The organism is Halalkalibacter hemicellulosilyticusJCM 9152 (assembly GCF_000513115.1).
GTDB lineage: Bacteria > Bacillota > Bacilli > Bacillales > Bacillaceae_D > Halalkalibacter > Halalkalibacter hemicellulosilyticus.
The window spans coordinates 137,747-157,910 of record NZ_BAUU01000007.1 but is presented as its reverse complement, the minus strand read 5'-3'; the positions used below and the strand labels follow the sequence as shown (position 1 = coordinate 157,910).

Below are 20,164 nucleotides of genomic sequence, written 5' to 3'. Positions count from 1 at the left end.
GTAGCACGAGGAGGCTCACCAGCTTCCCGCGGAAAGCGAAGTATATTTCAGGAGCGGTGCATGTGCTCCACTCTTGATTTGTTCGGTATCTCACTTATGAAAATACTTTTTTCCCAGCCTCTTCCCTAAAATATTTTTACGCGTTTTGACACATTCAAGTCTTTTTCTTTCTATTAGAAAAAGGTACACTATATTAGTGAATACGCATATATAAGGGGGCACTAATGAAGAAAGAAAATGTCTTATTCCTATTATTAGCTGTTATTACGGTCATTTGTATCATGAGCATTGGTGTAGCAGTCGCAGAAAAGAGTATGCTCATTTTTATTTTATCAATTATCGGTATTTTTTTAGCAATGAGATTAGGATTTACGCTAAAGAAAAAATTAAACGAACGCGAAAATAAAGAACCTGATGCATAGGCTACATCAGGTTCTTTTGCGATTCAAATTAATGATCCTCACCTAAATATAAAGAAATAATTTCTTTATGCACATGAGGCTTTCCTGCAATAAATGTGCCTGGCTCTAATAAGCTTAAGCGGTCTCCTTGAAAATTTGAAGCTCTGCAGCCAACTTCTTCAAGTAAAACTAACCCTGCTGCATAATCCCACGGAGATAATTTCACACTTATATAGCCATCTAATCGATCAGCTGCTAAATAAGCTAGTTCAATCGCAGCCGACCCAATTGAACGAGTACCACGTACATCGCGTACAAGTGCTGATAAAGGATTTCGATAAGGGTTTCTTCCCTCAATTAACCACCGAGCATTAATTCCAATAATCGCTTCTTCAACAGGCCTTTCTTTAACAGGAACAAGTGGTTCTTCATTTAAAAAAGCCCCCTTCTCTCGAACAGCATGAAACAATTCATCTGCCATCACATCATAAATTAAACCAACCATACCTATACCATCTTGATAGACTCCTATTGAAATCGCAAAATTGTACTTCTGATGAACAAAATTCATCGTCCCATCAATTGGATCAATTAACCAAACTGTACCTTTTAATGATTGTAATTCTTCCGCAACCCCCTCTTCTCCAAGAAAAAATGTTCCGGAAACGCTTCCTTAATTTTATGATAAAAAAACGATTCTATTGCCTTGTCCACTTCTGTTACAAGATCATTGGGATTTGATTTCGTTTCAATATGTATGGACGAAGCAAACGAATCCTTTATGATTTGGGCCGCTTCATAGATCCATGATTTTGCTACCTTTTCAATTTCACACCAATCATTTGACATCACATCGTACCTCCTCATTGTTGAAATAAACCTTTTTTGACTTACTACCATTATGACGTGAATGACCATATTGAATCAAGTATGAGGCAGTACGATTTACTAGGTTTGCGAAAAATGAGAAAGAGATGCGCTTGAAGTCTAACTTCCTTTGCACATCTCAGTACGTTTAGTGGAAAAATCCATATTCTACTAATTCTGCATGAAGCCTTCTTAACCTGCTTTTAGCAGCCTTCATTTCATCTAAATTTTCTGTTGCCATTGCATCATGTAAGGTAACAAGCTCATAATCTATTTCGAGACGCAACACAGGGATTCTATCTCTTCCGTCTTTTCGTTTCAACGTATTCATTACTTGTTCCATTTGCTACACTCCCTTTTTTCAATGGCTCGAATAACTGTCTGCAATAGTTAACTAAATTTTCAGTTATTTATAGTTATTATTTTAAGTGAATTTTCAGAAAAAATCAAGAGCAGCGACAAAAGAAATGAGAAATAGGGGAAAATTTTCATAAAGCACATCTTTTCGACATAGCGTGAAAATATGATAATATAAAGGAAATCAGTCATTACTATTTTATTTTTGAGCAATGACTAAAGGAAATTCACAACAAGAAAAGTGAGGTATAAATATGAACGGCTTTACAAAGAAAGACTTTCGCGTTTTTCAATTAGAAGGATTAGGTGAGCGAATGACTGCCATCCAAAATCAAATTCAACCCAAATTCCAGGACATTGGGTCACAATTAACAACTGATTTATCGATGATGATTGGTAATGAAATGTATTTACATATCGCTAAACATGCTAGAAGAAAAGTAAATCCACCAAACGATACATGGTTGGCAATCGCTGACAACAAACGCGGCTATAAAAAACATCCCCATTTCCAATTGGGATTATTTGATGATCATCTATTTATCTGGTTAGCGTTCATTTACGAACTACCAGCAAAATCAGCCATCGCTAATCGTTTTCTAAATGAATTAGACTTATTTTCTACGCTTTCAAACGACATAGTTGTTTCATTAGATCATATGAAAAAAGACGCCAAACCATTAGCTAGCTTTTCTGAAGAAGAATTAAAGCAATCTCTTATTCGTTTTAGGGATGTGAAAAAAGCAGAGTTCTTAGTCGGTAAGCATTTAACACCTAATGATGAGGTTGTACAAGACAAAGAGAAGCTAGTTGAGTATACAAAACATACATATGAAGAATTATTACCTTTATATCAATTAGCGATGAGTGCAAACGAATAGAGCATCACTGTCCACCATCTGAAACTCGCGAAACTGCTATTACATCATTTGAACTACTTATGTGTTCCAAAAGGCCTGTACGCCCCTTTGGAACACTTTCTTACTTTTGACGCTCACTTTTAATCATTTGATCTTTACTTTCTCTTGCTCGTTTTACAACTTGATATGTCGAAATATTGAATTCTTCATCATATTGCTTACATAACGTCTTCTCTTCGCTTTTACTTGGAACGATTTCTTTAAAACGGCGATATTTATGTAGAATCGTTTCTCGGTTGATTGGCTGCTTATACGTTAATTCAATACATTCAAAAAATTGGATAACATCAACCACTTCTTCCGAACTCCAGTCTAAAGAAATCGGTAAAGATCGATCCATCTCACTCACTTCCTTTCCTTGTTTATTATCGCTAATTTTCCTATCCTATTCAACGAGGAACTCTCCACTTAAAAAACATTAGGAATTATAGCTTATTTCTGATATACTCATTTTGTTTTAGCGATGATTATTATACAAAAGAGGTGAACCCGTTGTCTCGACAACATCTTACACCGTTGTTCACTGGTGTTCGTCAACACGCAGAAAAGCAACCAATCCAATTTCACATTCCCGGCCATAAACAAGGAGCAGGAATGGACCCTGAATTCAGACAATTTATTGGCGAAAATGCGCTTGCAATAGACTTAATTAATATTGCACCATTAGATGATTTACACCACCCAAATGGAATCATTAAAGAAGCACAAGAGTTAGCAGCAGAAGCTTTTGGAGCTGACTTCACTTTTTTTTCCGTACAAGGGACGAGTGGAGCCATTATGACGATGATTATGGCTGTATGTGGGCCAGGGGATAAAATTATTGTCCCGCGCAACGTACATAAATCGATTATGTCTGCCATTATTTTTTCTGGTGCAACCCCGATCTTTATACATCCAGAGATAGATGAAAATCTCGGGATTTCACACGGTATAACGGTTAATTCAGTAGAAAAGGCTATACATGCACACCCTGATGCAAAAGGGCTACTAGTGATTAATCCAACTTATTTCGGAATCTCAGGTAATTTAAAGCAAATTGTAGAAATAGCTCATTCTTATCAAATCCCTGTTCTCGTTGATGAGGCCCATGGTGTTCATATTCATTTCCATCCTGATTTACCATTATCAGCTATGCAAGCAGGGGCCGATATGGCAGCTACAAGTGTACATAAGCTTGGTGGATCAATGACACAGAGCTCAATCTTAAATGTAAAAGAAGGTCTCGTCTCTCCAAAAAGAGTACAAGCTATCATCAGTATGCTCACAACGACATCCACGTCTTACCTTTTGCTTTCTTCTCTTGATACAGCTCGTATGCAGCTTGCAACAAAAGGCGAAGCATTACTAGAGGAAGCCATTCGACTTGCAAATGATGCACGCAAAGAAATAAATAATATACATGGCCTTACTTGTGTCGGTAAAGACATCCTCGGCACTCGTGCTACCTATGATATGGACCCTACGAAATTGATCATTTCTGTTAGGCAGCTAGGTATTAGCGGGCATGAAGTTGAGCTTTGGTTACGCAAGAATTATTCAATAGAAGTCGAGCTTTCTGATTTGTACAACATTTTGTGTATTATTACACTCGGTGATACGAAAGAGAAAATAAATAAGCTTGTTGATGCTTTAAGACAATTAGCTTCAGAAAAAGAAATACAACCGAACCGAGATCATAAACCTGTATCAGTACCGGATATACCGACTTTATCACTATCACCACGTGATGCTTTCTATGCTGACACAGAAATTGTGCCATTTTCAAAATCAGCTGGACGTATTATTGCCGAATTTATTATGGTATACCCTCCTGGAATACCTATATTAATTCCAGGAGAAATTATTACAACTGACAATTTGCAGTACATTACAGAAAACCTTTCTAATGGCTTACCTGTTCAAGGACCCGAAGACGAAAGCTTCAACACGTTGCGAGTGATTAAAGAGCATAAAGCGATTCAGTGAACGTAAAAAGCCATTTAGATTACTACAGACTGTCCTCTATAGCACATAGGGAGTCTGAAAAAGTTGATTTTCACTTTTTCAGTACCCTCACCTATAGTTGCTTCTCTATCATATGTATGAAAACAAGACTCAAGTGTATCGGTCATGATGTCAAAAAAGAAGCACACTTGTACTAAAGGAACACTCTCCCATAACAGAAAATAGACAAAATAATGTTAAAGCGCCCTTGAGAATTATTTCTCAAAGGCGCTTTGTCTACAGTTTGAGGTAACTTTAGATTGCTAATCTAAAAAGGCTGCATAAGCAACAATAGCTCATACGCATGCATATATCATTTATTCCCAAATTCGTTGTAATATCGTTGATGTCTCATCTAACGTAAAAGGTTCCCAAAATAATTCGCCATATATGAGTAGATCTTGATGTAAATGAAGACCACCCATTTCATCGCCATTAACAGAGAAGCTTGTACCTGAATTTCCTACATAACCGATAATTGTATCAGCATCAACAGTGTCGCCCACTTGCAAATCTTCAGGAATTCCAGATAAATGAGCAAATCGATTCATGACACCACCTGGATATTCAACCCATACTTGCATACCACGCAATCGATCAAAAATGTATGCCGGAGTATCTTGTATTTCAACCGTGTAAGCTAAATCTTCATTACGCTCCTCAGGAGATGAATATTCCTTAAAGTCATGATCAACTCGAACGACAACCCCTTCCCCCATCGCATAGATAGGAGTATCTGGCGTAATCGCTTCACCTGTCGCATAACCATACCAGTCTATTCCTTCATGAAAACCGTTGCGATAATCTCGCGGTGCACCTGGTAAATGACTAGGTTGACGACTCACTTGAGCTCCCTGAATTGGACTTTCGAGAAAAGAGAGATAGTCAACCATTTCATCTACATCCCAATCAGACATATCAAAATCTTCAGGTGGACCTCCTACTCGTTCTGTTGGACCATACCAATGAAATTCTATCGTTTCTCCCGCTATATGAACGGGAATATCTAACCCTTTCTCAATAAATGCAACAGGAAGTAAAATAGAATAATCATCTTCCTCCTCCACTATCGTTAAATAAATTTCATCGGTTACGACATATTGCCCATTACGCTCTAATACTGGAACTTCATCTATTAAATAAAAGGAGTCATTGTTTATTGTTATTTCAACAGTACGATGCACGTCATCAAAATCATATTCTCCACCAGTTATGTCTAATAAATCATCCAACATAAAATATCGTTGATCATCTCGCCGCTCCATAGATAAAAGTTGCAGCGAATCATCCACTTCTGTTGACCCTTCCTCTACATCATCTTTTTCTTTAACATCTTGTTGCTTTGTCTCAGCTGCCTTATTTCCATCCATCTCTTGTTCTTCTATAGGCTCATGATTCATTTGGCAACCTACTAAAAGAATGAAACATGCAGAGAGTAACCATCTTGACTTTAACACGCCTAAGATTCCCCCTAAATTGTCATATGACGACTATTTTACCTTGCTCTCAATTGATTAACAAGTAGAGAATTTCCTATTCCACCTTAATAAGCTTCGGATCAACCACTTCATATCCTTTTGCCTGAAGCCCATGTACAATTTTCTCCAACGCATCAGCCGTCCATTGGCGATCGTGCATAAGTAAATTCGCCCCATTTTGTAATTCTGGCGCATTGACCATAATATCAGCCAACGGTTCAGGATCTAAGTAATCCGTTTCCCAATCATATCCATACGTCCAGTTCATCCTCGTCATTTCTAGCTCTTCCATTAATTCATTCGAGACATCTGTATTAACACCAAATGGCGCACGATAAAAACGCGGATATTCACCTGTAATCTCATAAAGCATATCGTTAAGTTCAATTATTTCGAAGCGTTGTTCTTCTTCTGATAATTCACTCATGTTCGGGTGATTCATCGTATGATTCCCGATTTCAAAGCCCATCTTATGTAAACGTTCGATCACTACCTTTCCCTCTTCATTAAGAAGATGACCATTCACAAAGAAAATCGCATTAACACCTAGCGTATGTAACGTTTCTGCCATTTCCAGTGAATGTTTATCAGGAGCATCATCAATCGTTAATAAGACAACTTGTTCATTCCCTTCATCAATCGGTTCTATACTCCAATTCTCTTCATTTACGCGGTAATAGTTAAGCTCTTCAACTTCCTCTGTCTCAACGTTTTCTACACGTTCATCATCATCTTCTTTCACACCTTGCACACCCTCATCTATTTGTTCATCTTCTTCATTTGTTATTTGATGTTGCTCATCTATTCCGTCTAATTGATTGTCATCAATCTTCTCATCTACTGTTTGTTCGCATCCAACAAGCAAGCACAAACAGAAGATTAGTACCCAATATGGATTCCTCATTTCCTTTCACTCCTTCACCTCAATAAGTATAACAGGAATTTATTTATGACATACTATAAATATCACTTTTTGTCATAAATACTAAAAAAGGCTTATTGGAAGCGCACTGAAAAAGTTTGATTTTTACCTTTTTTGGTGACATTTAAGCAATGAGTTAATAGTTACCTTTTTGAAAAGCTTGATATGAGTGGGTTTTTCGTATCAAGCGAGCAACGGGTGAAGACATTGCTAATCAAATGAAAGGTACTGAAAAAGTCGATTTGTACTTTTTCAGTGACCACTTATTGGGAGGATGATTATGAAAGGATGGATTGGTAGACGCGTATTAAAAACAGGCTTGTCTGTCTTCATTACGGCGACCATTTGTCACTTCATTAATATCCCACCGACTTTTGCTGTTGTAACAGCGATTGTGACGATTGAACCGACAGCAGCTGATTCAATTAAAAAAGGGTTGATTCGATTACCTGCCGCTGCTATAGGAGCGATGTTTGCTATTTTCCTAACAATGATGCTAGGACCAACACCCATCACGTACGGAGTCGTTTCAATATTGACGATTATGACTTGCATGAAGCTAAAGCTGGATACAGGGACTCTTGTCGCCACACTAACAGCCGTTGCCATGATACCAGCTACTTCACTAGATTTGGTTTCAGATTTCGCTCAACGAATTACTGGTACTTCTATCGGTATAATCGTATCTACACTTATTAATTTTCTTATTTTACCACCACAGTTCGGGCCAATTCTGTCTAACAAAGTCAATTATTTATTTTCACAAACGGCTCATTGTATTCATGCCATTATGGACGATCACTTCAACCAAAATGAACAAAACAAAACATTACATTATCGATTACTACAAGATGATCTAATAAAAGCTTATCAATTTATTCATTTTCAAATAGACGAGTGGGTATATCGTCGATCAACAGAATTAGAGAGACGTTCATTTAGCTATTTGCAAAAAAAAATGGATTATTTACATTTTATTCTTTTTCATTTGGGTAAATTAGCTCATACTCGAGTTAACCACCATTTATCAAATGAAGATCAAGAGGTGTTACGGCGAGCAATTGATTCATTTTCATCGATATTAAAGGATCCTTATCACCAAGTTACGACAGAACATTACATATGTTTAGAACAATTAAAGCAACTTTTAAACGAGCACAAGCATGAAGATTTATTTGTACATCAAGTATGTCGTGAACTATTATCTCTTCAAAGAGTGATGAAAGATTTAACTCAAATTACAAGTGATGAAAGACGTGTATCAATTGAAGAAAAGAGTTATCCCTCTTACATCTTTAACAAACCATCTTTAACTGATTAATTTACTCTTTTCCTGAATTTATGCAAAATATTTCTATTTCATTACATTTTTGTTACTTAGCTATTAAGAACGACCTTGCATGCTAAAATGGAGAAACAATGCTAGTCAGTATGCAAAGGAAGTGAACTGCGTTGGACAAGTACTTCATGGTCTTTCTGATAAGCTCTATGTTTATTTTAACTGCTTGTGTTTCCGTCGCCTCCACCGAAGAAAACCCTTTAAATCATCCAGATGATGAAATGGTCACTGTCCTATTTTCGGACTCTACGTCCATGCAGGATGAACATACATATTATGATGCATTCTTAACATTACAACAACATTTCGAAGATGAAATGCTCTCATTTATTATTGTTGATCTTAATGAGCGAGATGTGATTAAATATTTTGAAATCAATGAATTTCCAACGATGATTGTAGTAACTGGCGAAAATGAACACCTAAGGATGGAAGGAGTCCTTACAGAAGAAGAGATTCTTCAAGAGCTGTTTGATTTATTTTTAGAGGAGGAGACACCTTAAATGGCTATCCTAATCAGAGGAAAAATAGGACATTCCGAAAGAGAAACACTCATCTTTTGGAATACCCTATTTCTATCAGTCTTACCACAAACAAAAGAGAACAGGACAAAAGCACTAACCGCTTTTGTCCCGTTCTCTTTTTTAATTTTTACTTCACAATGTGAATCGGTGTACCAAGTGCAACTTCCGCTGCTTCCATTGTAATCTCACCTAATGTTGGGTGAGCATGGATAGTTAATGCGATATCTTCTGCTGTCATTCCTGTTTCGATTGCTAAACCAAGCTCTGAAATCATATCAGAAGCATTCGGCCCGGCAATTTGAGCTCCAATGACGAGTCCATCTTCTTTACGTGTTACAAGCTTCATGAAACCGTCAGCATCATTTAATGATAACGCACGTCCATTAGCTGCAAATGGGAATTTCGCTGCAGTAACATCAAAGCCTGCTTCTTTTGCACCTTCTTCATCATATCCGACACTTGCTAATTCAGGCTCCGAGAAGACAACCGCTGGAATCGCTAAATAGTCAATTTCCGACTTTTCACCTGCAATAGCCTCAGCTGCAATCTTACCTTCATAAGATGCTTTATGGGCAAGAGGAGGGCCGTCTACAATGTCACCAATTGCAAAGATGTTAGATACATTTGTGCGTAATTGCTTATCAACCTTAACAATTCCACGATCTGTCATTTCAACTCCGATTTGCTCAAGGCCAAGCTCATCTGTATTTGGTCTACGTCCAACAGTGACGAGGCAATAATCCGCTTCGAATACTTCTTCTTTGCCATTTACTTCAGCTGTTACTTTCACACCATCTTCTGTTTCTTCTACACTTTGAGCCATCGCTTCAAATTTGAAATCAACATTATTCTTCTTAAGACGACGTTCAACAAGCTTAGCCATTTGCTTCTCAAATCCACCAAGAATTTGCTTCGTCCCCTCAAGAACAACAACCTCTGTGCCCATATTAGAGAACGCACCTGTTAGTTCGATCCCAATATAACCTCCACCAATGACAACCATTTTCTTTGGTACTTCTTTAAGAGCAAGAGCACCAGTTGAGTTAATAACTCGCTTTGTATATTTAAATGCTGGAATTTCGATCGGGCGAGAACCAGTTGCAATAATACAATTTTTGAAATTATATGTTTGAGCACTTGACTCATCCATAATACGTACAGAGTTCTCCGACGCAAAATATGCTTCACCTTTAACAATCTCAACCTTGTTCCCTTTTAACAGGCCCTCTACTCCCCCTGTTAATTTCTTAACAACGGAAGCTTTCCACTCTTGAACCTTTTCGAAATTAATGGAAACATTTTCAGCAACGATTCCCATTTCTTCAGAAGCTTTTGCTTGGTGATAGCGATGCCCTGCTGAAATAAGCGCTTTTGATGGGATACAACCTACGTTTAAGCAGACACCACCAATATCACCTTTCTCAACAATTGTTACTTTTTGTCCTAACTGCGCTGCGCGAATAGCAGCAACATATCCCCCAGGACCTGAACCAATGACTAGTGTATCTACTTCGTTCGCGAAATCTCCTACAACCATCTCTTACCCCTCCATTAATAGTAATTGTGGATCATTTAACAAGCGTTTCACATGATTAAGTGCATTCTGTGCTGTTACTCCATCAATTAGACGGTGATCGTAACTGATAGAGAGAGCAAGAACAGGGGCAGCAACAATTTCGCCGTCCTTTACTACAGGCTTCTCTTCAATTCGACCAATACCTAAAATGGCAACTTCTGGGTGATTGATAACTGGTGTAAACCATAAGCCACGCGCAGAGCCTACATTTGAAATCGTCGCGCATCCGCCCTTCATTTCATCACCGCTTAATTTTGCATCACGAGCTTTAGCCGCAAGCTCATTAATCTCATCAGCTAATGCGAAAATGGATTTACGATCTGCGTCTTTAATGACAGGGACAAATAGTCCATGCTCCGTATCTGCCGCAATCCCAATATTGAAATACTTCTTATAAACAATCTCTTCATTTGCATCATCGATTGAAGCATTAAGAGTTGGGAACTTGCGTAATGCAGAAGTTAAAGCCTTCACTACATACGGTAAATAGGTAAGCTTCGTACCTTGCTCTGCAGCAATCTCTTTGTATTGCTTACGATGAGCAACTAGTCCTGATACTTCAACCTCATCCATATGAGTAACATGTGGCGCAGTGTGCTTAGAATTAACCATCGCTTTCGCTATTGCTTTACGCACACCTTTTAAAGGAACTCGTTCCTCTAGCTCACCAACAGGAATTGAAGTCGGTTTAGCTGATGCTTTTGCCGTTTTCTCTTCTTTCTCTTCTCCAACTGCTGGAGCTGCTTGATCGCCATTTAAGAAAGCATCAATGTCTTCTTTTAGCACTCGACCATTTTTACCAGTACCTGACACATTCGCAATCGTTACGTCATTGTCCCGAGCATATTTTCGAACAGAAGGCATTGCAATCACACGAGTGCTTTCCGTAGAATCATCTGATTCCTTCTTAGCTGACTCTTCTGATTTCTCTTGCTTCTTTGCAGTCGGTTCTTCTTTTGTCTCTTCTGCTGGCTCTTCTTCCTCTGCAGGATTTGCATCTCCAGCATCAATTGTTAGAAGAACATCACCTACGATTGAAACTGTTCCTTCTTCAACTTTTACTTCAAGAACCTTTCCATCAACAGGAGATGGAATTTCTACTACTGCTTTATCATTTTGAACTTCAAGAAGAATGTCATCTTCCTTAATTTCATCGCCTTCCTTTACAAACCACTTAACAATTTCACCTTCGTGAATACCTTCACCAATATCTGGTAATTTGAACTGATATGCCACCTTATGTGCCTCCTTTGTTTCTTAACGATTCGGTAAAAAGGAAAGACAAAAATCTTTCCTTCTTTTCATTCATACATTAAAAGTTAATAATTTCTTTTGCTGTTTCAACAATATCTTTGTAGTCTGGTAACCAAACATCTTCAGCTGCAGCAAAAGGATACACAGTATCAGGTGCTGTTACACGCTTCACAGGCGCTTCAAGGCTTAAGATTGCACGTTCTGTAATTTCTGCCACAACATTCGCTGCAATCCCAGCTTGCTTTTGAGCTTCTTGAACAACAATTGCTCGATTGGTCTTCTCAACTGATGCAATAATTGTATCGATATCAAGAGGGCTAATGGTCATCAAGTCAATAACCTCCACATCAAATCCCTCTTTCTCAAGTTCCTCAGCTGCTTTTAATGATGAGTGTACCATCGCACCATATGTAACAATGGTTAAGTCTTTACCTTCACGTTTAATATCCGCTTTTCCAAGTGGAATCGTATATTCTTCTTCAGGAACTTCTCCGCGGAATGAACGGTAAAGCTTCATATGCTCAAGATACACAACAGGATCATTATCACGAATCGCTGAAATAAGTAGACCTTTTGCATCATATGGTGTTGAAGGAATAACAACTTTCAAACCCGGTGTTTGTGCTACAAGTCCTTCTAAGCTATCAGCGTGCATTTCAGGTGTTTTAACTCCACCACCAAATGGAGAACGAACCGTAATTGGAGACGTTAGCTTACCTCCTGTACGATAGCGCATACGATTCATTTGACCTGCAACTGAATCAAAAACTTCGAACAAAAATCCGAAGAATTGAATTTCCATCACTGGACGGAAACCCGTTAAACCAAAACCAATTGCTAAGCCACCAATACCAGACTCTGCAAGTGGTGTATCGAACACACGATCTTCCCCAAATTCCTTTTGCAGACCTTCAGTCGCACGGAATACACCACCGTTTTGACCAACGTCTTCCCCAAACACAAGTACATCTTCATTATTTTTAAGCTCATTACGCATTGCATCCGTAATTGCTTGAATCATCGTCATTTGCGCCATTGGTTACTTCGACTCCTTTGCTGTGTATTGTTCCATTTGCTCACGAAGATTTGCTGGTAAATCCTCGAACATAAAGCCAATTAAATCCGTTACCTTTTGCTTAGGAGCAGCATCAGCTTTCTTTATCGCTTCTTTCACGTCTGCTTTTGCTTGTTCAACAACTTCATTCTCTTTCTCTTCGTCCCAAAGTCCTTTTTCTTCTAAGAATTTACGGAAACGAACAAGAGGATCCTTCTTTGTCCACTCATCATCTAAATCTGAAGAACGATAGCGAGTTGGGTCATCCCCAGCCATCGTATGAGGGCCGTAACGGTAAGTTAATGTTTCAATTAATGTAGGACCTTCTCCAGCTAATGCACGCTTACGAGCATCATTTGTCGCTTTATAAACAGCTAATACATCCATACCATCGACTTGAATACCTTCGATACCAGCAGCAACTGCTTTTTGAGCGATTGTTTTTGCAGCTGATTGCTTCTCAACAGGAACTGAAATCGCAAAACGGTTATTCTGAACAATAAATACAGCAGGAGCATTATATGCACCAGCGAAGTTCATTCCTTCGTAGAAGTCACCTTGTGACGCACCACCGTCACCTGTATATGTTAATGCGATATTTTCTTTCCCTTTACGCTTAAGCCCAAGTGCAACGCCAGCAGTTTGAATAATTTGAGCACCAATAATAATTTGCGGGAACAATACATTTAATCCATCAGGCATTTGTCCGCCTTCATAATGTCCACGTGACCATAAAAACGCTTGATATAACGGTAGTCCTTGGAATACAATTTGTGGAACATCACGATACCCTGGTAAGATCCAATCCTCTTTGTCTAACGCAAATTGTGAACCAAGCATTGAAGCCTCTTGTCCAGCTACAGGCGCATAGAATCCAAGACGACCTTGGCGATTTAATGAGATCGCTCGTTGATCCCAAATTCGTGTATAAACCATTCTTTTCATTAACTCTTGAAGTTGTTCATCACTTAGCTCAGGCATCGCTTCTTCATTTACAACTTTTCCGTTTTCATCCAAAATTTGAAACGTTTCAAATTGACTTTCAACTTGTTCTAACGTTTTTGTACTCATTTCCACCTTCACCTCTTCCTTAAAAATAAAAAAACTGTCCTGTCGTTCTTAAAATGTTTCATTTAATTTCAAGACTATTGACCATTCTCTAGCATATAGTACCCAATCTACCTATATCCATAACAGTTTCAAGTAGATCTTTTTTATGTCAAAGCCTTAAAGCACTGAAATGATTATCGACAACTGCGACTGTATTAGTCGAACTTTTCAATAACTAATACAATAGTCATCTTCGAAAATAAGTCTAACCTACTTTGTATAAATTCGTCAATCCTTTTGTATCATTGTATCATTTAACAATTCCTTTCCATACAAATAACCCTTATATTTTTAAAACTGTGTTATAGATCAATCTGTTTTTTTATAATACAGTTTCAAACAGAGTCTTCCATCGTTCCATCCAGCTCAAGAATTTGTTAATTAAGAAACACACGGTAGCAGTCTTGACAAACGGTTAAATTTTTTGAAAGTTGTACGTTTAATCAGAGCCGACGACACCCGATACCACCTTTCATCTGAACTTAATTGAACCTAATTCCGTATTTAAACATTTGTGCTGTGCTTTTCTTTTTGCGAATTAGCGAAATTGACATTCCACTTCGCGCGTTAAATGGCGTATTTCCTTCTTTAAACAAAATAAGGTTCCGTTTAGCATACTGCTCTTTCGTTCAATAAAAAAAGCCTTCTATGGGATGTTTTCTCCTAGAAGGCAATTGTAGCGCGTTTGTCTTACTTATTCATAGGTTATGTTTAAATCTGATGCTTCATAGAATTTTCTTTTGCTCTCATTGTATAAATCGGTCGCTCGATTAAAAGACTGCGTTTGTTGATCTACAGCTTCATAATAATCATTTACTTGATCGACAAGCTCCTGCAATCGTTCAAGTGTTAAATCTTCATCCAGAAATGCTTCGAATAAATCTTGGTCAGCTTGTGCTGCTTCTTTGTACACTTCATTTAATGAATGGTAAGCTTCATAGCGAGTGTTCATCGTTTCTAATAATGAAGAAAATAGCTCTTCCAATTCGGTTTCATTAAACTGATTTTCATATTGCTCAATTTCACTGAATTCATGAAAACTTGCTTCAATGCTCTCCTCTTCAATTTCTATCATCGATAATCTAGTCTCTATCGATTCAAGCGCCTCTTCAATAAGCGGTTCAATTTCGTCTAATTCAGACGTCCCTAAGGTTATGACTTCATCAAACAATTCATTTTCTCTTTCCTCAGCTTGATAGAGAGATTGTTGTTGTTCTTCAAATGGTCGTTCTAATTCAACAGCTGTCTCTAAGTGTTCATATACGTCTTGTGCCGGATTTCCACCACAAGCTGTAAGGACGAAACATGCTAGTCCAATTATGAGTAAATATTGTATGTATTTCACAAAACACCCCTCCTTCTCACTTTAATATCTAGCTTAACAATACACATCTTTTTTGCCCATGTAAATGTAAACGTTGCTATTATATGAAGGAAGTACAATGAATATGAGCCAGTACAATTAATTAAATTAAACGATCATAATTGGGCAAAAGTCCAACCGCTTATTTCGATCTTGCATACAGTAATTAGTGAATCGCAATAGTTGCGATACGCTTATAAAGGAGGAATGTCTCATGTTTGGATACGGTTACGGTGCTGACGCTGGTCAACAATATTGCTATGACCCATGTGGATATGGTTACGGTACTCAAGTAGCTCCAATGCAATATGGTCCTGGCCACTACGGAGGTGCTGGAAAGGGCTTTGCGTTGATCGTAGTTCTTTTCATCCTCTTAATTATTGTCGGCGCATCAAAATTCGGAGGTTAATTTCTCCTATATTCATCCCCTAATCATGAGGCCACTGAAAAAGGACAAATCGACTTTTTCAGTGCCTTTCATTTGAGGAGCAATGGCTTCACTCGTTGCTCGCTTGATACGAAAAATCCAATCGTTTCAAGCTATTCAAAACAGGCTACGGTTTCGCTCATTGCTTAAAGGGAACTGAAAAAAGTTGAAAATCAAACTTTTTTCAGTTCCCTCGATCATAAGGATGTGCACAATTACTTGCTATAATTGTGCACATCCTTCAATTCGTTTCTTGAAAATTTTTATCACATCAAACCTTTGCTTTTTCCTTATTTCACGTTAACATAAGAATACAATAAAGAATGCTTACCCATTATTACCATAAGTGTTTAAGTTAATAAGGAGTGATACATAAATGATTACAATGAAGGATATCATTCGAGAAGGAAATCCTATATTGCGCCAAAAAGCAAAAGAGGTTTCTTTACCTTTAAATGAAGAGGATAAGTCGTTGTTACAGGAAATGCTTGACTTTGTTATTAATAGTCAAGACCCCGAATTAGCTGAAAAATACGATCTTCGCCCTGGTGTTGGACTAGCTGCTCCACAGGTCGGTGTTTCAAAGCGAATGTTTGCTATTCATGCAACGGATGAACAAGATCGTTTATATAGCATGGGTCTCGTAAATCCAAAGGTGATAAGTCATTCAGTTGAAGAAAATCATTTAGAAGGAGGAGAGGGCTGCTTATCAGTCGATCGTGATATTCCAGGCAACGTTCCACGCCATTCAAGAATAACCGTTAAAGCAACTACCTTAGAAGGAGAAGAAGTAACATTACGATTAAGAGGATTTATTGCCATTGTTTTTCAACATGAATTAGATCACCTTGAGGGTATTATGTTTTATGATCGAATTGAAGACTTCTCAGACAAATTAAAACGTCCACTTCCAAAGGGAATATAGTATAAGTTAGGTTTAATGATGCTCTAAAACGACAACGCGACTTTTTAGAGCATTTTAATGTTGCCTCGTTTTCATTTCTTTACAAAAATTCCCTCGAACAAACTGTTATAAACTGACACATACTACAGAAAAGGACACTATTTGTGAAGAAAGGCGGGATCATATGCTAAAAAAATGGAGAAAGCGAATCGTAAACAAATGTAAGAACCTACTCCCAAAGAAACGATATTTTGAAGTTCAACGTTAATGACACGAAAGAAAAAACGACTATTTGTGAATCATTGACTCTTCTTAATCGAAAAATAAAAAAAAGAAAAACATGAAATTAGGAAGTATTTACTTTATAATGAACCTATAACCATTATTAAGGAGAGGTAGCTAAATGATTTTTAAAGTGTATTATCAAAATAATTTTTCTGAGGTTCCAGTACGAGAGTTTACGGAATCTCTCTTTATTGAAGCAGAAAGTGAAGCAGAAGTTCGGTTAAAATTAGCTTCTCGCCAGTATAATATCGAGTTTATTACTCCGATCTCTGGTCCATACTTAGAATATGAACAACAAAAAGAAGATTACAAAGTGGAGAATGTATAATTTATGAAACAAGTTAAAAACAACCAAACAGCCGTATTTGCATTAGGTGGACTCGGAGAAATCGGCAAAAATACGTATGCTGTTCAATTTCAAGATGAAATTATTTTAATTGATGCCGGAATTAAGTTTCCAGAGGACGAGCTTCTCGGTATTGATTATGTTATTCCAGATTATACGTATTTAGTTAAAAATGAGGACAAAATTAAAGGGCTTTTTATTACGCATGGACACGAGGATCACATCGGTGGTATTCCTTATTTATTACGATCTGTCAATATCCCGGTATACGGTGGCAAATTAGCTCTTGGACTTCTGAAAGGGAAATTAGAAGAACATGGACTTCTAAGAAGAACGAAGCTACATGAAATTCATGAGGATCAAATCGTCAAATTCACGAAAACGTCAGTATCCTTCTTTCGCACGACCCATAGTATTCCTGATGCATACGGGATTGTCGTGAAGACTCCTCCTGGTAATGTTGTACACACGGGAGATTTCAAGTTTGATTTCACTCCAGTTGGTGAACCTGCTAACTTAACAAAAATGGCCAGAATTGGTGAAGAAGGCGTACTATGCTTATTGTCAGATAGTACAAATAGTGAAATACCTGAATTTACTATGTCTGAGCGAAAAGTTGGCGAAAGCATCGACAATATTTTCCGTAAAGTTGAAGGAAGAGTCATCTTTGCCACATTTGCATCGAATATTCACCGGCTTCAGCAAGTTGTAGAGTCGGCAGTGAAATATGGACGCAAAATTGCTGTATTCGGGCGCAGCATGGAATCCGCCTTAACGATCGGACAAGAATTAGGCTATATTCAAGCACCGAAAAATACATTTATTGAGCCATCTCAACTAAACAAACTTCCTGATAATCAAGTAACTATTCTATGTACAGGGAGTCAAGGTGAGCCTATGGCCGCATTATCACGAATTGCTAACGGAACACACCGTCAAATTCAGATCATTCCTGGAGATACCGTAGTCTTTTCATCATCACCAATTCCAGGAAATACGTTAAGTGTGAGTAAAACGATCAATCAACTTTATCGTGCAGGCGCTGACGTCATTCACGGTTCATTAAATGATATACACACATCTGGTCACGGCGGTCAAGAAGAACAGAAATTAATGCTTAGACTGATGAAACCACAATATTTTATGCCTATACATGGAGAATACCGCATGCTAAAAATGCATATTCAATTAGCACAGGATTGTGGAATACCCGAAAAAAATTGTTTCATTATGGACAATGGAGATGTGTTAGCACTTCACCCTGAAGAAGCAGGTGTTGTCGGGAAGGTTCCTTCTGGCTCTGTGTACGTTGACGGTAATGGAATTGGTGACATTGGTAATATCGTTTTACGTGATCGCCGAATCTTATCAGAGGAAGGCTTAGTAGTAGTCGTCGTTAGCCTCAACATGAAAGAATTTAAGGTGACTGCTGGTCCTGACTTAATTTCACGTGGATTCGTATACATGCGTGAATCTGGCGACTTAATTCACGAAGCTCAAAAGCTTCTATCGAATCACCTGAACGACGTAATGGAGCGTAAAACATCACAATGGTCTGAAATAAAAAATGAAATTACAGATTTACTTGGTCCGTTTTTATATGAACGAACAAAGCGAAAGCCAATGATTTTACCAATTATTATGGAAGTATAATCTTCACAATGAAAAGCTCGTTACGAAAGGTGTACCTTACGTAACGAGCTTTTTTTCCTATTATTGAAACAATCTAGCCCACGTTTGCGGACCGACAATCCCATCCACCGTTATACCTTCAGCTCTTTGAAAATCTCGAACGGCTGTCTCAGTTTGAGGTCCAAATAAACCATCGGCCGTTATACCTAACTCTCTCTGAACTCTTCTAATATCTTGCCCTCTCATATACGGTGATTGAATAGATAACAATCGCTCATAACCAACTCCATTCTCACTAATGCGGTCTAAGGCTCTCCACGTCTGCGGTCCAACGATCCCATCCACAAGAATGTTTTGATCTCTTTGAAATGCTTGTACTCTCCTCTCTGTTTCTGGACCGTATAACCCATCTGGTACAGCCCCTACTTTCTCTTGCACCTCTCGAACATCCTCACCTCTCATCATAGGTCGTAACAGTCTTAGCAGCCTTCTTGATTCTTCTTCATACATAGTACTATTTTCATCTGGTTCATCAGTGGGCGAAGCAAGTTCTCGTTCATCCTTATGTTCAAAGCGATCTAATTGTTCCCTCGTTTGTGGACCGACAACTCCATCAACTTTAATGGCAGCAGTCCGCTGGAAACGAATAACCGCATCCTCTGTTTGTGAACCATATATACCATCAAGAGGGCCTGGATTAAAGCCTAGTTCATCTAATCGTTGCTGTATTTCCTTTACATCGCTCCCTTGATCTCCTATAGAAAGAATCGTTCGTTGTTGCTGATCATTTGTGAAACTTTTATCTACTTCTATTTCCTCGTATGAACCACCTCTTCTAGTAAGACGATTTCGAAAGTTTTGCATATTAATTGACGGACATGGTTTCCAAGCATATCCAGGAAATTCATCATGTCCCCAAACATTATCTACTGAAATGGCTAAGTCATCCATTAATTTCCGTGTAAGTCGAAGTGTTGCTTGCCGTTGCTCCTTAGTTAATGTTTGTGTCCGAAAGTCACCTACCATGCATATCCCAATCGCATATCTATTGCTATTACCAACATGGTAGCTAACAACCTCGATATCATGACAATGGCTAATCTGACCATTACGATCTACGACATAATGGTAACCAATACCGGGCCAACCTAGCTCATTAACGTGATACCTTGCAAAGGCTTCTGCACTACCGGAAGTTGTTGCACTATGATGAATCGCTATGTTACGAATTGTACTTCTTGGCCTTCTCCGGTACGAACTTGTTTGGCTTCGTAAGAGAGCATTCCTTTTATCAACGATTTTCATTAATCATCACCTCATTATTTATATATATCGATTGGTCTATTTATTGGTGATTAATTGACGCAGAACCTAACGTTTAATATGATAAGAATCGGTTATAGTTAATATGGGAGGAGATTT

Annotated in this window: 19 protein-coding genes and 1 pseudogene; 9 read left to right on the top strand and 11 right to left on the bottom strand. The window is 38.1% G+C overall.

Annotated features, from left to right (window positions below; all coding sequences use genetic code 11):
* Positions 1-224 precede the first annotated feature (224 nt).
* Positions 225-422, top strand: coding sequence for a DUF5325 family protein (locus JCM9152_RS05915; RefSeq protein WP_035341990.1), 198 nt, complete (start codon positions 225-227; stop codon positions 420-422).
* Positions 423-450: 28 nt separating this feature from the next.
* On the opposite strand, the pseudogene JCM9152_RS05910 reads toward JCM9152_RS05915, so the two are convergent.
* Together JCM9152_RS05910 and JCM9152_RS05905 are read right to left on the bottom strand one after the other, a co-directional pair.
* Positions 451-1,250 (bottom strand): annotated as a pseudogene (locus JCM9152_RS05910) (inositol monophosphatase family protein).
* A gap of 166 nt (positions 1,251-1,416) precedes the next feature.
* Positions 1,417-1,611, bottom strand: coding sequence for a YkzI domain-containing protein (locus tag JCM9152_RS05905; protein WP_035341988.1), 195 nt, complete (start codon positions 1,609-1,611; stop codon positions 1,417-1,419).
* Positions 1,612-1,873: 262 nt separating this feature from the next.
* On the opposite strand from JCM9152_RS05905, the gene JCM9152_RS05900 reads away from it, so the two are divergent.
* Positions 1,874-2,506, top strand: a complete 633-nt coding sequence (locus JCM9152_RS05900; RefSeq protein WP_439644192.1) for a YktB family protein — start codon at positions 1,874-1,876, stop codon at positions 2,504-2,506.
* A 100-nt stretch (positions 2,507-2,606) separates the two neighbouring features.
* Here JCM9152_RS05900 and JCM9152_RS05895 read toward each other — a convergent pair whose 3' ends face one another.
* Positions 2,607-2,885 carry a UPF0223 family protein gene (locus JCM9152_RS05895; protein ID WP_035341982.1) on the bottom strand — a complete coding sequence of 93 codons (279 nt, stop codon included), beginning with the start codon at positions 2,883-2,885 and terminating at the stop codon, positions 2,607-2,609.
* 152 nt (positions 2,886-3,037) lie between these two features.
* On the opposite strand from JCM9152_RS05895, the gene JCM9152_RS05890 reads away from it, so the two are divergent.
* The gene (locus JCM9152_RS05890) at positions 3,038-4,510 is read left to right on the top strand and encodes an aminotransferase class I/II-fold pyridoxal phosphate-dependent enzyme (protein ID WP_035341979.1); all 1,473 of its coding nucleotides are present in this window, start codon (positions 3,038-3,040) and stop codon (positions 4,508-4,510) included.
* A 335-nt stretch (positions 4,511-4,845) separates the two neighbouring features.
* On the opposite strand, the gene JCM9152_RS05885 is transcribed toward JCM9152_RS05890, so the two are convergent.
* Together JCM9152_RS05885 and JCM9152_RS05880 are read right to left on the bottom strand one after the other, a co-directional pair.
* The gene (locus JCM9152_RS05885; protein WP_235715635.1) at positions 4,846-5,985 is read right to left on the bottom strand and encodes a M23 family metallopeptidase; all 1,140 of its coding nucleotides are present in this window, start codon (positions 5,983-5,985) and stop codon (positions 4,846-4,848) included.
* Between the two features lie 76 nt (positions 5,986-6,061).
* A complete protein-coding gene (locus JCM9152_RS05880) occupies positions 6,062-6,910 on the bottom strand; it encodes a polysaccharide deacetylase family protein (RefSeq protein WP_035341976.1) in 849 nt (282 codons plus the stop codon).
* A gap of 298 nt (positions 6,911-7,208) precedes the next feature.
* Here JCM9152_RS05880 and JCM9152_RS05875 point away from each other — a divergent pair, with 298 nt between their 5' ends.
* Both JCM9152_RS05875 and JCM9152_RS05870 read left to right on the top strand, forming a co-directional pair.
* Positions 7,209-8,249 carry an aromatic acid exporter family protein gene (locus JCM9152_RS05875; protein WP_235715634.1) on the top strand — a complete coding sequence of 347 codons (1,041 nt, stop codon included), beginning with the start codon at positions 7,209-7,211 and terminating at the stop codon, positions 8,247-8,249.
* 131 nt (positions 8,250-8,380) lie between these two features.
* On the top strand, positions 8,381-8,770 hold the full coding sequence (locus JCM9152_RS05870) for a hypothetical protein (RefSeq protein WP_035341970.1): 390 nt from the start codon (positions 8,381-8,383) through the stop codon (positions 8,768-8,770).
* A 148-nt stretch (positions 8,771-8,918) separates the two neighbouring features.
* Here JCM9152_RS05870 and lpdA read toward each other — a convergent pair whose 3' ends face one another.
* The 5 genes from lpdA to JCM9152_RS05845 form a co-directional block, all read right to left on the bottom strand.
* Positions 8,919-10,328, bottom strand: a complete 1,410-nt coding sequence (gene lpdA / locus JCM9152_RS05865) for a dihydrolipoyl dehydrogenase (RefSeq protein WP_035341968.1) — start codon at positions 10,326-10,328, stop codon at positions 8,919-8,921.
* Positions 10,329-10,331: 3 nt separating this feature from the next.
* Entirely contained in the window at positions 10,332-11,603 is a 1,272-nt protein-coding gene (locus JCM9152_RS05860) for a dihydrolipoamide acetyltransferase family protein (protein ID WP_035341966.1), read from the bottom strand.
* A gap of 76 nt (positions 11,604-11,679) precedes the next feature.
* Positions 11,680-12,657 carry an alpha-ketoacid dehydrogenase subunit beta gene (locus JCM9152_RS05855; protein WP_035341964.1) on the bottom strand — a complete coding sequence of 326 codons (978 nt, stop codon included), beginning with the start codon at positions 12,655-12,657 and terminating at the stop codon, positions 11,680-11,682.
* A 3-nt stretch (positions 12,658-12,660) separates the two neighbouring features.
* The gene (pdhA, locus tag JCM9152_RS05850; protein ID WP_035342038.1) at positions 12,661-13,746 is read right to left on the bottom strand and encodes a pyruvate dehydrogenase (acetyl-transferring) E1 component subunit alpha; all 1,086 of its coding nucleotides are present in this window, start codon (positions 13,744-13,746) and stop codon (positions 12,661-12,663) included.
* 733 nt (positions 13,747-14,479) lie between these two features.
* Positions 14,480-15,130, bottom strand: a complete 651-nt coding sequence (locus tag JCM9152_RS05845; RefSeq protein ID WP_052015649.1) for a YkyA family protein — start codon at positions 15,128-15,130, stop codon at positions 14,480-14,482.
* Positions 15,131-15,449: 319 nt separating this feature from the next.
* On the opposite strand from JCM9152_RS05845, the gene JCM9152_RS24280 reads away from it, so the two are divergent.
* From JCM9152_RS24280 to rnjA, 4 genes are all read left to right on the top strand, one after another.
* On the top strand, positions 15,450-15,557 hold the full coding sequence (locus tag JCM9152_RS24280) for a YjcZ family sporulation protein (protein ID WP_148296442.1): 108 nt from the start codon (positions 15,450-15,452) through the stop codon (positions 15,555-15,557).
* A gap of 394 nt (positions 15,558-15,951) precedes the next feature.
* Complete coding sequence (def, locus tag JCM9152_RS05835; protein ID WP_035341960.1) at positions 15,952-16,500, top strand: peptide deformylase; 549 nt, start codon at positions 15,952-15,954, stop codon at positions 16,498-16,500.
* Between the two features lie 382 nt (positions 16,501-16,882).
* Positions 16,883-17,092 carry a DNA-dependent RNA polymerase subunit epsilon gene (locus JCM9152_RS05830; protein ID WP_035341958.1) on the top strand — a complete coding sequence of 70 codons (210 nt, stop codon included), beginning with the start codon at positions 16,883-16,885 and terminating at the stop codon, positions 17,090-17,092.
* 3 nt (positions 17,093-17,095) lie between these two features.
* Positions 17,096-18,763, top strand: a complete 1,668-nt coding sequence (gene rnjA / locus JCM9152_RS05825) for a ribonuclease J1 (protein WP_035341956.1) — start codon at positions 17,096-17,098, stop codon at positions 18,761-18,763.
* A 60-nt stretch (positions 18,764-18,823) separates the two neighbouring features.
* On the opposite strand, the gene JCM9152_RS21310 is transcribed toward rnjA, so the two are convergent.
* Positions 18,824-20,047 (bottom strand): peptidoglycan recognition protein family protein, encoded by a 1,224-nt coding sequence (locus JCM9152_RS21310; protein WP_052015647.1) that lies wholly within the window; start codon positions 20,045-20,047, stop codon positions 18,824-18,826.
* Between the last annotated feature and the right edge of the window lie 117 nt (positions 20,048-20,164).